Annotated in this window: 15 protein-coding genes and 1 tRNA gene; 12 read left to right on the top strand and 4 right to left on the bottom strand. The window is 66.3% G+C overall.

All coding sequences use genetic code 11. The features are described from left to right. Positions 1 to 23: 23 nt before the first annotated feature. Positions 24 to 560, bottom strand: coding sequence for an NUDIX domain-containing protein (locus AC1Q6P_RS14345; protein ID WP_492664571.1), 537 nt, complete (start codon positions 558 to 560; stop codon positions 24 to 26). Then, complete coding sequence (cysM, locus tag AC1Q6P_RS14340) at positions 557 to 1,477, bottom strand: cysteine synthase CysM (RefSeq protein WP_102769487.1); 921 nt, start codon at positions 1,475 to 1,477, stop codon at positions 557 to 559. The genes AC1Q6P_RS14345 and cysM overlap by 4 nt, the downstream gene beginning before the upstream one ends. A 99-nt stretch (positions 1,478 to 1,576) precedes the next feature. Between cysM and AC1Q6P_RS14335 the strand changes: the two genes are divergently transcribed. Both AC1Q6P_RS14335 and AC1Q6P_RS14330 read left to right on the top strand, forming a co-directional pair. Then, a tRNA-Leu gene (locus AC1Q6P_RS14335) sits at positions 1,577 to 1,661 on the top strand. Between the two features lie 318 nt (positions 1,662 to 1,979). Further along, positions 1,980 to 2,558, top strand: coding sequence for a rhomboid family intramembrane serine protease (locus AC1Q6P_RS14330; RefSeq protein WP_171828000.1), 579 nt, complete (start codon positions 1,980 to 1,982; stop codon positions 2,556 to 2,558). A gap of 11 nt (positions 2,559 to 2,569) precedes the next feature. On the opposite strand, the gene AC1Q6P_RS14325 is transcribed toward AC1Q6P_RS14330, so the two are convergent. Further along, positions 2,570 to 3,517: an SDR family oxidoreductase gene (locus AC1Q6P_RS14325; protein WP_492664572.1), complete on the bottom strand. Its 948-nt coding sequence runs from the start codon at positions 3,515 to 3,517 to the stop codon at positions 2,570 to 2,572. A 122-nt stretch (positions 3,518 to 3,639) separates the two neighbouring features. Between AC1Q6P_RS14325 and AC1Q6P_RS14320 the strand changes: the two genes are divergently transcribed. From AC1Q6P_RS14320 to AC1Q6P_RS14290, 7 genes are all read left to right on the top strand, one after another. Beyond that, complete coding sequence (locus tag AC1Q6P_RS14320) at positions 3,640 to 4,674, top strand: CDP-6-deoxy-delta-3,4-glucoseen reductase (protein WP_492664573.1); 1,035 nt, start codon at positions 3,640 to 3,642, stop codon at positions 4,672 to 4,674. A gap of 35 nt (positions 4,675 to 4,709) precedes the next feature. After that, positions 4,710 to 5,438, top strand: coding sequence for a 2OG-Fe dioxygenase family protein (locus AC1Q6P_RS14315; protein ID WP_492664574.1), 729 nt, complete (start codon positions 4,710 to 4,712; stop codon positions 5,436 to 5,438). 191 nt (positions 5,439 to 5,629) lie between these two features. Beyond that, entirely contained in the window at positions 5,630 to 6,727 is a 1,098-nt protein-coding gene (locus tag AC1Q6P_RS14310) for a Leu/Phe/Val dehydrogenase (RefSeq protein WP_102767034.1), read from the top strand. Positions 6,728 to 6,923: 196 nt separating this feature from the next. After that, entirely contained in the window at positions 6,924 to 7,169 is a 246-nt protein-coding gene (locus AC1Q6P_RS14305; protein ID WP_102767035.1) for an AbrB/MazE/SpoVT family DNA-binding domain-containing protein, read from the top strand. Positions 7,170 to 7,211: 42 nt separating this feature from the next. Continuing rightward, positions 7,212 to 7,616, top strand: coding sequence for a type II toxin-antitoxin system VapC family toxin (locus AC1Q6P_RS14300; RefSeq protein WP_102767036.1), 405 nt, complete (start codon positions 7,212 to 7,214; stop codon positions 7,614 to 7,616). Positions 7,617 to 7,661: 45 nt separating this feature from the next. Further along, complete coding sequence (acnB, locus tag AC1Q6P_RS14295) at positions 7,662 to 10,265, top strand: bifunctional aconitate hydratase 2/2-methylisocitrate dehydratase (protein WP_492664575.1); 2,604 nt, start codon at positions 7,662 to 7,664, stop codon at positions 10,263 to 10,265. 167 nt (positions 10,266 to 10,432) lie between these two features. Next, on the top strand, positions 10,433 to 11,569 hold the full coding sequence (locus AC1Q6P_RS14290; protein ID WP_492664576.1) for a DUF5694 domain-containing protein: 1,137 nt from the start codon (positions 10,433 to 10,435) through the stop codon (positions 11,567 to 11,569). A gap of 16 nt (positions 11,570 to 11,585) precedes the next feature. Here the strand turns inward: AC1Q6P_RS14290 and pdxR are convergent, their stop codons facing one another. Continuing rightward, the gene (pdxR, locus tag AC1Q6P_RS14285; protein ID WP_492664577.1) at positions 11,586 to 13,124 is read right to left on the bottom strand and encodes a MocR-like pyridoxine biosynthesis transcription factor PdxR; all 1,539 of its coding nucleotides are present in this window, start codon (positions 13,122 to 13,124) and stop codon (positions 11,586 to 11,588) included. A 144-nt stretch (positions 13,125 to 13,268) separates the two neighbouring features. Here pdxR and AC1Q6P_RS14280 point away from each other — a divergent pair, with 144 nt between their 5' ends. The 3 genes from AC1Q6P_RS14280 to AC1Q6P_RS14270 all read left to right on the top strand — a co-directional run bounded on the left by AC1Q6P_RS14280 (position 13,269) and on the right by AC1Q6P_RS14270 (position 15,101). Continuing rightward, positions 13,269 to 13,940, top strand: coding sequence for a pyridoxamine 5'-phosphate oxidase family protein (locus AC1Q6P_RS14280; protein ID WP_492664647.1), 672 nt, complete (start codon positions 13,269 to 13,271; stop codon positions 13,938 to 13,940). A 76-nt stretch (positions 13,941 to 14,016) separates the two neighbouring features. Beyond that, on the top strand, positions 14,017 to 14,553 hold the full coding sequence (locus AC1Q6P_RS14275; protein ID WP_263520420.1) for a GbsR/MarR family transcriptional regulator: 537 nt from the start codon (positions 14,017 to 14,019) through the stop codon (positions 14,551 to 14,553). 83 nt (positions 14,554 to 14,636) lie between these two features. Then, positions 14,637 to 15,101, top strand: a complete 465-nt coding sequence (locus AC1Q6P_RS14270; protein WP_492664578.1) for a thiol-disulfide oxidoreductase DCC family protein — start codon at positions 14,637 to 14,639, stop codon at positions 15,099 to 15,101. The last annotated feature ends 20 nt before the right edge of the window (positions 15,102 to 15,121 follow it).

Here is a 15,121-nt window from a genome sequence, read left to right as displayed (position 1 = left end):
GCTTGCCCCCTGTTGCCGCAGGTTCAATCCATCCACTGTGGCTCCAGCCCCTTGCTGCGCAGCCAGGTCGCCAGGGCCTGACCGGTACCGCCGTGCCAGCAGCGCAGGCGCTCGGGCGCGATCAGCTTGTATTCGGCCAGCTCGGGCGAGAGCCGGATCTCGCCGCGAGCCCGCACGTGGTAAGCCACGAGCAGCTGGTTCTTGCGCTGGAAGTCCCAAACGCCCAGCAGGTTCAGGCCCTCGACCTGCAGGCCGGTTTCCTCCAGCACCTCGCGGCTGACACCGGCCTCGGGTGATTCGCCCGCTTCCATAAAGCCGGTGATCAGGCCGAAAAAGCGCTCGGTCCAGGCGGCATTGCGGGCCAGCAAGACCTGACCCTCGCGGTCCACACATTCGACCACCGCAGCCAGCACCGGCGTCGGGTTGTTCCAGTGCGTGAAGCTGCAGGCACTGCAGCGCAAGCGCGTGGTCGGGCCGCTGTCTTCCGGCTCGCTGCGCATCTCCAGCCCGGCCGCACACAGCGGGCAGAAGCGAAAGGTCTGCGCAGCATCCTGGCTCATGCCGGGAACACGCCCGTGGAGAGATAGCGGTCGCCGCGATCGCAGACGATGAAAACGATGGTGGCGTTCTCCACCGTGCGCGCCAGCTGCAGCGCCACCCAGCAGGCGCCGGCCGCCGAGATGCCGGCGAACAGGCCTTCCTGGCTGGCCAGGCGGCGCGCCATGTCCTCGGCATCGGCCTGGCTGACCAGCATCAGCTCGTCCACCGCCTCGGGGCGGTAGATCTTGGGCAGGTAGGCCTCGGGCCATTTGCGGATGCCGGGGATGCGCGAGCCCTCGGAGGGCTGGGCGCCGATGATGCGCACCGCCGGGTTCTGCTCTTTCAGGTAGCGCGAGGTGCCGGTGATGGTGCCGGTCGTGCCCATGGCGCTGACGAAATGGGTGATCTGGCCTTCGGTGTCGCGCCAGATCTCCGGGCCCGTGGTTTCGTAGTGCACGCGCGGGTTGTCGCCGTTGGCGAACTGGTCGAGCACCCGGCCCTTGCCATCGCGCTGCATCTGCTCGGCCAGATCACGGGCGTATTCCATGCCGCCGGAACGCGGCGTCAGAATCAGCTCGGCACCAAAAGCCTTCATGGTCTGGGCCCGCTCGATGGACAGGTCCTCCGGCATGATCAGCACCATGCGATAGCCGCGAATGGCCGCAGCCATGGCCAGGGCAATGCCGGTGTTGCCCGAGGTGGCCTCGATCAAGGTGTCGCCGGGCTTGACCTCGCCGCGCTCTTCGGCGCGCCGGATCATGCTGATGGCGGGCCGATCCTTGACCGAGCCGGCCGGGTTGTTGCCCTCCAGCTTGCCGAGGATGACGTTGCCGCGCGCGGCCAGCTCCGGCGCCAGCAGGCGCTGCAGACGGACCAGGGGCGTGTTGCCGATCAGCTCTTCAAGGCTGGCGTAATGTTTGCGGTTGGGGCTGCTCATATCGAACATTCTCGCAGCCAAAGTTGAAGGACGTTTCGGAGGCCGAAATTTTCATGGCATAATGACGGGCTTCAGCAGCGACACTACCGTGCGATGCATGCCCAGGTGGCGAAATCGGTAGACGCAGGGGACTCAAAATCCCCCGCCGCAAGGTGTGCCGGTTCGAGTCCGGCCCTGGGCACCATTCAAGGTGATCCTCCATGCCCCGCAAGGTGCAGCCGCTGAAAAAACAAAAGGCACTCCGTGCCAGCCTGCATCAAGCCACCCTCGAGGTGGCTTTTTGCGTCTAGGCCCTTCATCAAGGCTCTTCACATCGACGTGACGGCCAGCCAGCGTGGTGCGAACTCCTGCGCACTTCCACCCCACTTGCACAGGCCGATGAACGTAACGCCGAGATCCCCGACTCCAGTGGCCCGCTGCAGTCATCGGCAGCGCTTACACTGAGCCGAAAGGCAGGGGCGGTGAACAGCCCTGCGCGCCCACCCACCAACTTCGCGAACTCATGCCCCCGATTCCTCCGGTGACCAAAGCCTTCATGCTGGCCTGCGTGGGCCTGTACTGCCTGTTCTATCTGGTTCCCGGCCTCAAGGAACCTTTCGAGCTCTGGCCCCTGATGACGGGCAACTTCCTGCCCTGGCAACCGCTGACCTACGCCTTTTTGCACGGCGGCGAGTTCCACCTGTTCTTCAATATGCTGGGTCTGTGGATGTTCGGCTCCGAGCTGGAGCGCGTCTGGGGCACCAAGCGCTACACCCAGATCCTGGTGGCCAGCACCATCAGCGCCGCTGCGGTGCAGCTGATCGTCACCTTCTTGCTCGGCTCCTTCGCGCCGACCGTGGGCGCCTCGGGCGCGCTGTTCGGCCTGCTGCTGTCCTTCGGCATGCTGTTCCCGGACCGCATCATCGTGCCCCTGTTCCCGCCGATTCCGATGAAGGCCAAGTACTTCGTCGCCATCTTCGGCACACTGGAGCTGATCCTGGGCCTGAACAACAACAGCGGCGTGGCCCACTTCGCCCACCTCGGCGGCATGCTGGGCGCCTACCTCCTGATCCGCTACTGGCGCACGGCGCGCCGTCGCTGACTGAATCAGCTTCAGGCCAGCAGGCCTTCTTCGGGCCGCGGATAGCGCAGCTTCAAGCCCAGCTCGGTTTTCAGGCGGCGGTTGCTCAAGCGCCGCGATTCGCTCATGAAGCTCAGCTGCATGAGCGACATCTGGTTTTGCGCCTCCTCGCGGCTGATGCGCGGCGGCCGGCTCAGGCCGCAGAGATCGGCGGCCAGGTCGAAGTAGTCGCCCATCAAGAGCTCGCTGTCGTCGCAGACATGAAGCACCCGCTGCGGCGCACCACGCCAGAGCGCGCGCAGGCAGGCACGTGCCAGATCGTCGGCATGGATGTGGTTGGTGTAGACATCGTCCTCGCGGCGCAGCACCGGCGAGCCCCGCTGCAGCCGTTCGCGCGGATGGCCGCCGACCCGGTTGCCGGCATAGATGCCCGGCACCCGCAGAATCGTCACCCGGCAGCCAAAGGTCGGGCCGAAGCCGCGCAGCAGGCGCTCGGCATCGACCCGCCGACGCGCCCGATCGCTGCGCGGCGCCACCGGGCGCGACTCATCGAAACGCGCCCCGCCGCAATCGCCGTACACCCCGGTCGTGCTGGCATAGACCAGATGAGCTGGCGTGGAACGACGCGCCAGCGCGCGCAAGAGGTTCAGCGTGCGCAGATCCCGCTCACCCTGACCCGGCGGCGGCGCCAGATGCAGCACGGCATCGGCCCAGCCGGCCAGGCCGGCCAGCGAAGCCACATCATCCAGATTGCCCAGCACCGGCTGGGCGCCGGCCGCACGCAGCTCGGCAAAGCGGCCCGGGCTGGAACTCAAGGCCCGCACCTGCCAACGCCCGGCCAGCAGGCCCAGCACCCGCATGCCGACATCGCCACAGCCCACGATCAAGAGCCGCGGCCGGCCCAGGCGGCGAGCAGGGCGCGCAGGGCGATCAGAGCAAGCAGACTGAGCAGAGGGACATGAAGCGGGGCTGAAGGGCATGGAATCCGGCTCAGGCAAAATGGCGGCACAGTGTACGGCCCGGCATTCCCGGGCCGAATTCGCTTTCTGGCCGCGCCGGCCACTCTCGATTGATCCTTCTGCCCTCGCCTTCAGCATCCAACATGAACTTCCAGGTCATCGTCCAGCCCAGCGGCCGCGTCTTTTCCGTGGAACGCGATGAAACCATGCTCAGCGCCGCCATCCGTGCCGGTGTCGGCCTGCCCTATGGCTGCAAGGATGGCGCTTGCGGCTCGTGCAAGAGCAAGCTACTGGAAGGCCGCGTGATCCACGGCGCCCACCAGCCCAAGACCCTGACGCCCGAGGAAGAAGCCGCGGGCATGGTGCTGACCTGCTGCGCCACGCCGCAAACCGACTGCACGCTGGAAGCACGCGCCGTGCCGGGCGCCGGCCAGTTCCCCGTGCTCAAGCTGCCCAGCCGCGTGATGAGCCTGAGCAAGCCCAGCAGCTATGTGGCCGTGATCCGCCTGCAGCTGCCGGCCACGCAGAACTTCCAGTTCCACGCCGGCCAGTATGTCGAGTTCATCCTGCGCGACGGCGCGCGCCGCAGCTACTCCATGGCCAACGCGCCTCACAACCTGGGCACGCCGGCCGCGGTGGAACTGCACATCCGCCACATGCCCGGCGGCAAGTTCACCGACCATGTCTTCAGCGAGATGAAGGAAAAAGACATCCTGCGTATGGAAGGCCCCTTCGGCAGCTTCTTCCTGCGCGAGGACAGCGACAAACCCATCGTGCTGCTGGCCAGCGGCACCGGCTTTGCGCCCATCAAGGCCATCATCGAGCGCATGCAGCACCTGGGCAGCACCCGCCCGGCCGTCTTGTACTGGGGCTGCCGCAGCAAGGCCGATCTCTATCTGCACGATTGGGCGCTGCAGGCCGCGGCCCAGATGCCCAACCTGACTTATGTGCCCGTGCTGTCCGAGCCCAAGGCCGAAGACGGATGGACCGGCCGCTGCGGCTTCGTCCACCAGGCGGTGCTGGCCGACCTGCCCGATCTGTCCGGCCATCAGGTGTACGCCTGCGGAGCGCCCATCATGGTGGACTCGGCACGCGCCGATTTCACGGCCAAGGCAGGCCTACCCGCTGAAGAGTTTTACGCCGACTCCTTCACCTCCGAAGCCGACAAGCAAGCTTGAAGTCCAACTCCCGCATCGATTGAGACCCCGCCGCGATGTTCACGCCCCCCTACGTTCCCGCCGCTGACTTCGAAGCGCAGCTGCGCAGCCAGGGGGCAGCCGTGCTCGCCCCCGCCAGTCTGCCGGACTGCCTGCAGCTCTCGGCCCAGGACCTGGCCGCGCTCAGCCCCTTCTGGAACGACCTGCCGCCCGACGCCTACCTGCGCGACGGCGGCCGCTACCGCTACCGCCGCCACGGCTGCTTCGTCGCGGAGGGTGATCGGCTGAGCCAGGCGCCGCACCGCGCGCATTGGCAGCCGCTGGACTACAACGCCTTGCATGGCGGCATCGAACGCTGGTTCGAGCCCATGGCCGAGGCAGCTGTGGCCCTGCCCGCCTGGCGCCAGCTGCTGCTGGGCCTGGCCGGCATCGCATCGCGGCTCAAGGGTGAGCAGACCTGGTACATCGAAGCGCACCAGTTCCGCATCGACACCACCGACGGCATCGGCCGCCCCACGCCCGAGGGCGCGCACCGCGACGGTGTCGATTTCGTGGCCGTATTCCTGATCGACCGGCAAGGCATCAAGGGCGGCGAGTCGCGCGTGTTTGAAGCCCATGGCCCGCAAGGCCAGCGTTTCACCATGAACGAGCCCTGGACCCTGCTGCTGCTGGACGACGAACGCGTGATCCACGAAACCACGCCCATCCAGCCCACGGCCGATCATGGCCACCGTGACACCTTGGTGCTGACCTTGCGCCGCGAGGGCTTCCAAGCTTCCGCTTGAGTCTGGCCGGCCAGAACACTCTCTCGACAAAGCGCGAAGTCTGAGCACTGCACCTCGGGATCGGCGAGGGGCAGAATCGCAGCAGCACGTACACTGTGCGGCTGCGTTCGCCACAAGCGAGCGCTTCTTTTTGGGGCCTGCTTGTCCGGTGGGCCCTGCGAACTTTGTCTGCATCACGAGTGCCTACCACCATGAACGATCTCGCCCGCGCGATTGCCGCTGCTCCGGCCGCATCCATCCCCTCTTCGCTGTTCGGCCTGCCCGATCAAAAGCCGCATGAGCGCGTGCTGCTGGCCGCAGACGCCGAAACCGGCCTGAAGGCCATCCTGGCCGTGCACAGCACCGCCCGCGGCCCGGCCTTCGGTGGCTGCCGTTTCTGGACCTATGACAACGAGCTGGCCGCGCTGAACGACGCGCTGCGCCTCTCGCAAGGCATGAGCCTGAAGAACGCCCTGGCCGACCTGCCCTTCGGCGGCGGTAAGGCCGTGATCATCAAGCCGGCCGGCGATTTCGACCGCCCCGCCCTGTTCGCTGCCTTCGGCCGCGCCGTGCAATCGCTGCAAGGCGCCTACATCACCGCCGAAGACGTGGGCACCACCACGGCTGACATGCTTGGCATGCAGGCCCACACGCAATTCGTCAGCGGCATCCCGCGCGCCGGTGCCTTCGGTGGCGACCCGAGCCCCAAGACCGCCTGGGGCGTGTTCGTCTCGATCGAAGCCGGCGTGCGCCTGCACCTGAAGCGCAGCTCGCTGGACGGCGTGCGCGTGGCCCTGCAAGGCCTGGGCGCTGTGGGCTGGCACCTGGCCGAGTTCCTGCACAAGGCCGGCGCCAAGCTGGTGGTGGCCGATGTGGACGCCGCCAAGGTGGCCCGCGCGCAAGAACAGCTGGGCGCCACCGCCGTGGGCATCCATGAGATCCTGTCGGCCGATGTCGACGTGCTGGCGCCTTGCGCCCTGGGCGCATCGCTGAACGCCAGCAGCATCCCCACCATCCGCGCCCAGCTGATCGCCGGCGCCGCCAACAACCAGCTGGCCACCGTGGAAGACGGCGACACCCTGCAACAGCGCGGCATCTGCTACCTGCCCGACTACCTGGTCAATGCCGGCGGCATCATCAGCGTGGCGCGCGAGTACCGCAATGAAGGCGAAGAGTCCGCCGTGATGGCCGAAGTCAGCCGCATCGGCGAGCGCGTCGCCGAGCTGCTGGAACGCGTCAAGGCCGAGGGCACGACCCCGGGCCGCGCGGCCGACGCCTGGGCCCGCTCCAAGCTGGTCAAGCCAGTCTGATTCAAGGTTCACCGCGCAAGAGGAAAGGCAGCTTCGGCTGCCTTTTTTTCGCCCCTGCCGGACCGCATCATGTGCGGGTATGGCCTTGATTTCTTGCCATACTCCATGCCGTCGCGGCCGGCGCTTTGCTTGCCGGCCGGCTCAGCAAGTACGTATAATCGATACATACTTTCAAACGCATACTGCGGAGCAGCCCATGGAAGCCACCGTCGCTGAGCGCGGGCAGATCACCCTGCCCAAGGCTGTGCGTGATGCACTGGGCCTGACCAAGGGCACCATCCTCAAGGTTGAGCTTGAAGGCGGCCGCATCATCCTGCGCAAAAACGTCGACGACGCCATCTCACGCGCCCGCGGCAAGTTCAAGCTCGACGGTTTTGCTTCGGTCGACGAAGCCATGCGCGCCGTGCGCGGCCGCGCCCCCGGCGACCCGCTCGATCAATAAGCCCCGCGATCTTCCCGCCGCCCAGCCAAGCGCCAGCACCCCATGATCGCAATCGACTCCTCCGTCCTCGTCGACCTGCTCAGCGACAGCGAGCGCGCCGACCTGGCCGAGGCTGCGCTGCGCGACGCCCTGTCCCTGGGCCCGGTGGTGGTCTGCGATGTGGTGGTGTCGGAAATCTGCTCCTCGCTGCAAGACGGCGACCAGGCCATGCAGGCCCTGGAAGACATGGGCATCAGCTTCCATGCCGTCGAGCAAAAAGCCGCCATCCGCGCCGGCGAGATGCAGCGCCGCTACCGCAGCCGCGGCGGCCTGCGCCAACGCACCGTTCCCGATTTCATCGTGGGCGCTCATGCCTTGCTGCAATGCAATGCCTTGATCACCCACGACGAGACCTTCTTCCGTGACTACTTCAAAGGCCTCAAGGTCATCACGCCCAAGGCCACCTGACGCGGTCGCACCCTCACACCCCTCGCAACACCTGGAGAGCTCATCATGCTGCAAGCCTATCGCCAACACACCGCCGAGCGCGCCGCGCTGGGCATCCCGCCCCTGCCCCTGGATGCCAAGCAGACGGCCGAGCTGATCGAGCTGATCAAGAACCCACCCGCCGGCGAAGGCGAGTTCCTGCTGGACCTGCTGACCCACCGCGTGCCCCCGGGCGTGGACGATGCCGCCAAGGTCAAGGCCAGCTTCCTGGCCGCCGTGGCGCACGGTGACCTGGCAGTCGACCTGATCTCCAAGACCAAGGCCACCGAGCTGCTGGGCACCATGGTCGGCGGCTACAACGTCAAGCCCCTGATCGACCTGCTGGACGACGCCAGCGTGGCCGCCACCGCCGCCGCCGCGCTGAAGAAGACGCTTTTGATGTTCGACTTCTTCCACGACGTGGCCGAAAAGGCCAAGGCCGGCAATGCCCAGGCCAAAGACGTGATCCAGAGCTGGGCCGAGGGCGAGTGGTTCACCAGCCGCCCCGAAGTCGAGAAGAAGATCACCGTCACCGTCTTCAAGGTGCCCGGCGAGACCAACACCGACGACCTGTCGCCCGCCCCCGACGCCTGGAGTCGCCCGGACATCCCGCTGCACTACCTGGCCATGCTGAAGAACACCCGCCCCGATGCGGCCTTCAAGCCCGAGGAAGACGGCAAGCGCGGCCCGATGCAATTCATCGAGGACCTGAAGAAGAAGGGCCATCTGGTCGCCTACGTGGGCGATGTGGTCGGCACCGGTTCCAGCCGCAAGTCCGCCACCAACAGCGTGATCTGGGCCACCGGCCAGGACATCCCCTTCGTGCCGAACAAGCGCTTCGGCGGCGTGACCCTGGGCGGCAAGATCGCCCCCATCTTCTTCAACACCCAGGAAGACTCGGGCTCCCTGCCGATTGAAGTGGACGTGTCCAAGCTGGAGATGGGCGATGTCATCGACATCCTCCCGTACGAAGGCAAGATCGTGAAGGACGGCGCCACCGTCGCCGAGTTCAAGCTCAAGAGCGATGTGCTGTTCGACGAAGTGCGCGCCGGCGGCCGCATCAACCTGATCATCGGCCGCTCGCTGACCGCCAAGGCGCGTGAGTTCCTGGGCCTGCCCGCCGCCACCCTGTTCCGCCTGCCGGCCGCACCGGCTGCCACGAACGCCGGCTTCACCCTGGCGCAGAAGATGGTGGGCCGCGCGGTCGGCCTGCCTGAAGGCCAGGGCGTGCGCCCCGGTACCTACTGCGAGCCCAAGATGACCACCGTCGGTTCGCAAGACACCACCGGCCCGATGACTCGTGACGAGCTGAAGGACCTGGCCTGCCTGGGCTTCAGCGCCGACCTGGTGATGCAATCGTTCTGCCACACCGCGGCCTATCCGAAGCCGGTGGACGTGAAGACCCACCGCGAGCTGCCCGCCTTCATCTCCAACCGCGGCGGCGTGGCCCTGCGTCCGGGTGACGGCGTGATCCACAGCTGGCTGAACCGCCTGCTGCTGCCCGACACCGTCGGCACCGGCGGCGACTCGCACACCCGCTTCCCCATCGGCATCTCCTTCCCGGCCGGCTCGGGCCTGGTGGCCTTCGGCGCCGCCACCGGCGTGATGCCGCTGGACATGCCCGAATCGGTGCTGGTGCGCTTCAAGGGCCAGATGCAACCCGGCATCACCCTGCGCGATCTGGTGCACGCCATCCCGCTGTACGCCATCAAGGCCGGTCTGCTGACCGTGGCCAAGGCCGGCAAGAAGAACGTGTTCTCGGGCCGCATCCTGGAAATCGAAGGCCTGCCCGATCTGAAGGTCGAACAAGCCTTTGAGCTGAGCGACGCCTCGGCCGAGCGCAGCGCCGCCGGTTGCACGGTCAAGCTGAACCCCGAGCCGATCAAGGAATACCTCACCAGCAATATCGTGCTGATGAAGAACATGATCAACGATGGCTATGCCGACGCCCGCACCCTGCAGCGCCGCATCGAGAAGGTCGAAGCCTGGCTGGCCAACCCCAACCTGCTGGAAGCCGACAAGGACGCCGAATATGCGGCCGTCATCGAGATCGATCTGGCCGACATCAAGGAACCCATCCTCTGCTGCCCCAACGATCCGGACGATGCCAAGACCCTGTCCGACGTGGCCGGCACCAAGATCGATGAAGCCTTCATCGGCTCCTGCATGACCAATATCGGCCACTTCCGCGCTGCGGCCAAGCTGCTGGGCGGCCAGCGCGACATCCCGGTCAAGCTGTGGGTCGCACCGCCGACCAAGATGGACCAGAGCGAGTTGATCAAGGAAGGCCATTACGCGGCCTTCGGCACCGCCGGTGCGCGCACCGAGATGCCGGGCTGCTCGCTGTGCATGGGCAACCAGGCGCAGGTGCGTGAAGGCGCGACCGTGGTCTCCACCTCGACCCGCAACTTCCCCAACCGCCTGGGCAAGAACACCAATGTGTTCCTGGCCTCGGCCGAGCTGGCGGCGATTGCCTCCAAGCTGGGCAAGATCCCGACGGTGGCCGAGTACCACGAAGCCATGGGCGTGGTGAACAAGGACGGCGCCTCGATCTACAAGTACATGAACTTCGACCAGATCGAGGAGTACGCAGACGCAGCCAAGGCCGTCAGCAGCACCAGCTGCGCCTAAGCCAGGGCACAGCCCTGCCATGAAAGGCCCGCTTCGGCGGGCCTTTTTTCATGTTGCGGTGCCGTTGGGACCACCGCTCGCGCACTCCGTCGGATGGTGCTGGCATGCCAGAGGACGAGTCCAAAGAATGGCTCCACGTTCACTGCCTGCCTTGCTGCAATCTGCCCATGCGACCCCCCACCCTTTCTGCCTGGACCTCGGGACTCTCGACGATCCTCCTAAGCACCATGCTCAGCGTCAGCCCGCCGCTGCAGGCTGGTACCCCGCTTGCCTTGCTCAAGGATCTGGATCAAGGCATGGCAGGGCCGCGATCGCAGGTTCTGGTGCTGGGCACCGTCCATCTGCAGGAGATGGGCCAGGACTTCAAACCCGGCTCGCTCGACAGCCTGCTGGAACGTCTGGCCGAGTTCAAGCCCGAGATCATCACCGTCGAGGACGAGTCGGGCGAAGCGTGCGATCTGGCTTTGCGCCACCCGGCCAAGTACGGCGAGGACTACTGCAAGCGCCCGGCCGAAGCGCAGGCGGCCACCGGCCTGGACATTCCGGCCGCACTGGCCGAAGTCGAACGCACACTCAAGAACTGGCCCGCCACGCCCAGCGCCGCGCAGCGACGCCGCCTCGCCGCTTTGTTCCTGGCCGCGAAAGAAAGCGCTTCGGCCGCGGCCCAATGGCTGCAGCTGCCACAAGCGCAACAGCATGCAGGAGAGGGCTTGAACGAAGCCCTGGTCGGGCAATTGCAGCGCCTCGTCCAGCGGCCCAATGAGTCGATACAGATCGCCGCGCGGCTGGCGGCACGCCTGGGCCTGCAGCGCGTCCACCCCACCGACGATCACACCGGCGACAGGCTCAAGCTCGACGACACGAAAGCCTTTGTGACCGAGCTGGAAGCCGCCTGGAAATCAGAGGGCGACCTTTTGAAGCGCGAGGAGGAGCGCAGCCTGGCGCCACTCAAACGCGGCAACGACCTGTTGCCGCTCTACCGTTTCATCAACCGCCCCGAGTACCTGCGCGCACTGGCGCGCGCGAATATCGTCGGCCCCATGACTGCCGCTTCACCGCGACGCTATCCACAGATGTGGGTGGGGGGCTGGGAAGTACGCAATCTGCGCATGGTCGCCAACATCCGCGAGACCTTTCGCGAGCGGCCCGGCGCCAGAGTGCTGAGCATCGTCGGCGCCTCGCACAAGCCATGGTTTGAGCAATGGCTGAGCCAGATGCAAGGCCTGGACCTCGTCGACGCCATACAAACGCTCGATCAACAAGCGCCACGCCCGCTGGCCACCAGCACGCCGCTTCCGCCTTGAGCTCGCTCTGCGCAGTTCAGCGCAGTTCAGTGCGAATCACGGCGGCGAGACGCGCCGCCTTGCCGACCATCTGCTCCGCTGGCACCTGGGCATAACCGAGCATCAAGCCGGACCAGGCACTGCTGCGCCGGCCGCACAGGTGCTGACTCAAAGCCGGCGCGACGATGCCGGCGCGCAGTGCCGCCGCGCTGATGGCCTGGTCGTCCAGGGCCAAAGCGGGATCGAAACACAGCGCCAGATGCATGCCGGCCGAAGCACCCTGCACGGTCGCCAGGTCTGAGAGCTGATGCTGCAAGACAGCAATCAGAGCGTCGCGCCGCTGCTGGTAGAGGCGGCGCATGCGCCGCAGATGCAGGCCGAAGTGGCCTTCGCGCAGAAACTCGGCCAGGGCCAATTGCTCGGCAGCCCGACCGCGCGGCGCCGAACGGGCCAGGAGCTCATGCAGCGACCTGACCAGGGCCGAGGGCACCACCATGAAGCCGATGCGCAAGCCCGGAAACAAAGTCTTGCTGAAGGTACCGAGGTAAAGCACGGGCGCATCGCTGAGTGAAACCTCCGGGGCGCCGACCTCAGGACTCAATCCCTGCAGGGCCGCCAAAGGCGGGCCGTCATAGCGGAACTCACTGTCGTAGTCATCTTCGATGATGAGGGCACCGCATCGACGCGCTTGATCCAGCAAGGCCAGACGCCGCTCCAGGCTCATCACCGCACCGCAAGGGTATTGGTGCGAGGGCGTGACATAAATGAGCTTGGGGCGATGCTGCCGCCAATCCTGAGGTCGGGGCGCCAACCCTTGGGCATCGACCCCGATGCCGATGGCGTGCAGCTGGGCGGCGCGGAACGCGGTGAGCGCGCCGCCATAGCCAGGACTTTCGATCCATACCTTGTCGCCGGCATCGGCAAAGGCGCGCGCACACAGGTCCAGGCTGGCCTGCGTGCCATCGGTGATGAAGACCTGTTCGGCGCTGCAACGCACCGCCCGCGAGGCACGCAGATGCGCGGCAATCGCTTCGCGCAAGGCCAGTTCGCCGGCCGGCGGTCCGTAGTTGAGCTGGCTGCCGGCCAGCGAACGCCAAGCCCGCATCATCAGGCGCCGCCACAGATCAAGCGGAAACGCATCCAGCGCCGGCACACCAGGTGCAAAGGCCGCGGCCAGGTCCGCAGCGACAGGCAAGCAAGCCAGGCCCGCGCTGCGCCGGGACAAAGCAGCGCGCTCAGGCACCGACGGAGAAATTTCTCGCGCGGCCATCGCCCCAGACCCCGCGGCCCTGCTCACCCCCGCCAGCACCGAAGCCGGCCGCGCATTCACCACCGTGCCGCGCCGGCCGGCGCTGATCCAACCCTCGCTGGCCAGTTGCTCGTAGGCATAAATCACCGTGTTGCGCGCCCAGCCGAGCTCGGCCGCCAAGGCGCGGCTGGCCAGCAAGCGGCTGCCGGGCGGCAGGCTGCCGCTGCGAATTGCGTGGCGCAAGGCCTCGTGCAGCAGGCGCTGGCGCGACCAGCCGGGCTGGCCTTGCTCGGCCGCAAAGCGGTTGATCAGGAGCGCGTGATCCATGGCAGATCTGTGGTTCCAAAGAATTGATAACTTGTGGATCTTCTCCTGGAACCACTGCATCACTACATTGCGCACTGAAATTTCTGCGCGCGCCGGCTTTCCCTCATCCTTAAAACCTCATTTCTTGAAGCATCCATGAACCCCATTCCTGCCAGCCCCGCCACCGCCCCCAGCGAGCGCACGCGCGTGCGCCGCGTGGCCGAGAACGCCCGCTACGAGCGCGAGACTGTGCACGCCATCGTTGACGCCGCTTACCTCTGTCACATCGCCTTCGCCGATGAACGCGGCAGCCATTGCATCCCTATGGCCTGCTGGCGCGAGGACGATCACCTCTACATCCACGGCTCCAACGGCGGCCGCATGGTCAGGACCCTGCTGCGCCCCGAGACGCAAGCCTGCGTCACCCTCACCCTGCTGGATGGCCTGGTGCTGGCCCGCTCGGCCTTCAACCATTCGATGAACTACCGCGCCTGCATGATCTACGGTCAGTTCGAAGCGGTTCGCGATGAGGCCCAGAAGCGGGCGAGCCTGGACCACTTCATGCACAAGATCGCCCCCGGCCGCGAGCACGAGGCCCGGCGCGGCAATGACAAGGAATTCGCCGCCACCACCGTGCTGCGCATCCCACTGGATGAAGCCGCCTGCAAGGTCCGCAGCGGCCCGCCGCAGGACGACGAGGAGGACTTGCATCTGCCCGTGTGGACCGGCGTGCTGCCCTTGCGCCTGGTGCAAGCGGCGCCCCAGGCAGCGGCGGACAACCGGGAGCCGGCACCCACCTACGTGAGGCAATGGGGAGAGAAGTCTGTGGCGTCCTGACCGCCGAACTGCAGGGCGTTCATTCAGTACGAGTTTCTGACTTGACAGAAATTACAGACAAACTAGACTCCGCTTCATGGAACTCAGCGAAGTCGCACGCAAATTTGTCGTCCACTGGGGCGAGATGGGCAATGCCTGGGGCGTGAACCGCACCGTGGCCCAGATCCACGCCCTGCTCTTCTTTCACGGCCGGCCGCTGCATGCGGAAGAGATTGCCGACACCCTGACGGTGGCGCGCTCCAATGTCAGCACCAGCTTGAAAGAGTTGCAGAACTGGAACCTGATCCGGGTGGCCCATGTGCTGGGCGACCGACGCGATTACTTCGAGACCTCGGTCGACGTCTGGGAGTTGTTCCGCACCATTGTGCGCGAGCGCAAGGAGCGGGAATTCGATCCGACCGTTCGCGTGCTGGGATCCTTGGTCGCTGACCCTGGCTTTGCCAGTGAAAGCGCCGACACCCAGGACCGCGTGCGCGAAGCCCTGCGCTTCATGGACACCCTCGGTGCCTGGTCTGAGGAAATGCTCAGGCTCTCGCCTACCACCCTGGAGAAGGTCTTGAAGCTCGGCGCCAGCGTGCAGAAGTTTGTGCGCGGCTCGGACGGCAAGGACTGAAGCGCAAGGCAGCGCCTGTCGTCAAAGTCAGGCGCCTTTTTTTGGCATTTAATTTCTGTCATTACTGAAATATCGGACTAATCATGAATATCACCCTCATGCATCCCGGCGCCTTCCCCCTGACCCTGTTCTACGAATCGGCCTGCCCCTTGTGCGACAGCGAGATGCGCAATCTGATGCTTCGCAATCGCGAAGGCCTGCTGCGCTTTGTGGACGTCTCGGCCCCTGACTTCGCTGGCCCGCCGCCGGGCTGCAGCCGCGAAGACCTGCTGAGACTGATGCATGGCCTGCGGGCCGATGGCCAGGTGATCCGCAGCGTCGAGGTCTTCCGCCTGGCTTACGCGGCGGTGGGCCTGCCCGGTGTCAGCCGCGCCCTGTCTTTGCCCGTGCTGCGGCCGCTGGCCGAGACGCTCTATCCCTGGATTGCCCGCCACCGCCACCATGTGCCGGCCTGGATCAGCGGTCTGGTCTTCGGCCGCGCCCTGCGGCGCGCCGCCGAACACGCCGCCCGCCAGCCGCGCTGCACAGCCGAGCGCTGCGCGCGCTGAGAAGCTGACGACAACTGCAT

The organism is Roseateles sp. GW835-FHT13E02, assembly GCF_058794035.1.
Note: the sequence above shows the minus strand (reverse complement) of the source record. Positions and strands in the feature narration are given on the sequence as shown.

What these genes read in the sequence shown, in the direction of transcription:
- AC1Q6P_RS14305 (WP_102767035.1), top strand. Translation starts at nt 6,924, where the DNA reads ATGGAAGCCACCGTCGCTGAGCGCGGGCAGATCACCCTGCCCAAGGCT.
- AC1Q6P_RS14290 (WP_492664576.1), top strand. Translation starts at nt 10,433, where the DNA reads ATGCGACCCCCCACCCTTTCTGCCTGGACCTCGGGACTCTCGACGATC.
- AC1Q6P_RS14275 (WP_263520420.1), top strand. Translation starts at nt 14,017, where the DNA reads ATGGAACTCAGCGAAGTCGCACGCAAATTTGTCGTCCACTGGGGCGAG.
- AC1Q6P_RS14310 (WP_102767034.1), top strand. Translation starts at nt 5,630, where the DNA reads ATGAACGATCTCGCCCGCGCGATTGCCGCTGCTCCGGCCGCATCCATC.
- AC1Q6P_RS14320 (WP_492664573.1), top strand. Translation starts at nt 3,640, where the DNA reads ATGAACTTCCAGGTCATCGTCCAGCCCAGCGGCCGCGTCTTTTCCGTG.
- AC1Q6P_RS14345 (WP_492664571.1), bottom strand. Translation starts at nt 560, where the DNA reads ATGAGCCAGGATGCTGCGCAGACCTTTCGCTTCTGCCCGCTGTGTGCG.
- AC1Q6P_RS14325 (WP_492664572.1), bottom strand. Translation starts at nt 3,517, where the DNA reads ATGCCCTTCAGCCCCGCTTCATGTCCCTCTGCTCAGTCTGCTTGCTCT.
- AC1Q6P_RS14300 (WP_102767036.1), top strand. Translation starts at nt 7,212, where the DNA reads ATGATCGCAATCGACTCCTCCGTCCTCGTCGACCTGCTCAGCGACAGC.
- AC1Q6P_RS14315 (WP_492664574.1), top strand. Translation starts at nt 4,710, where the DNA reads ATGTTCACGCCCCCCTACGTTCCCGCCGCTGACTTCGAAGCGCAGCTG.
- acnB (WP_492664575.1), top strand. Translation starts at nt 7,662, where the DNA reads ATGCTGCAAGCCTATCGCCAACACACCGCCGAGCGCGCCGCGCTGGGC.
- AC1Q6P_RS14270 (WP_492664578.1), top strand. Translation starts at nt 14,637, where the DNA reads ATGAATATCACCCTCATGCATCCCGGCGCCTTCCCCCTGACCCTGTTC.
- cysM (WP_102769487.1), bottom strand. Translation starts at nt 1,477, where the DNA reads ATGAGCAGCCCCAACCGCAAACATTACGCCAGCCTTGAAGAGCTGATC.
- pdxR (WP_492664577.1), bottom strand. Translation starts at nt 13,124, where the DNA reads ATGGATCACGCGCTCCTGATCAACCGCTTTGCGGCCGAGCAAGGCCAG.
- AC1Q6P_RS14330 (WP_171828000.1), top strand. Translation starts at nt 1,980, where the DNA reads ATGCCCCCGATTCCTCCGGTGACCAAAGCCTTCATGCTGGCCTGCGTG.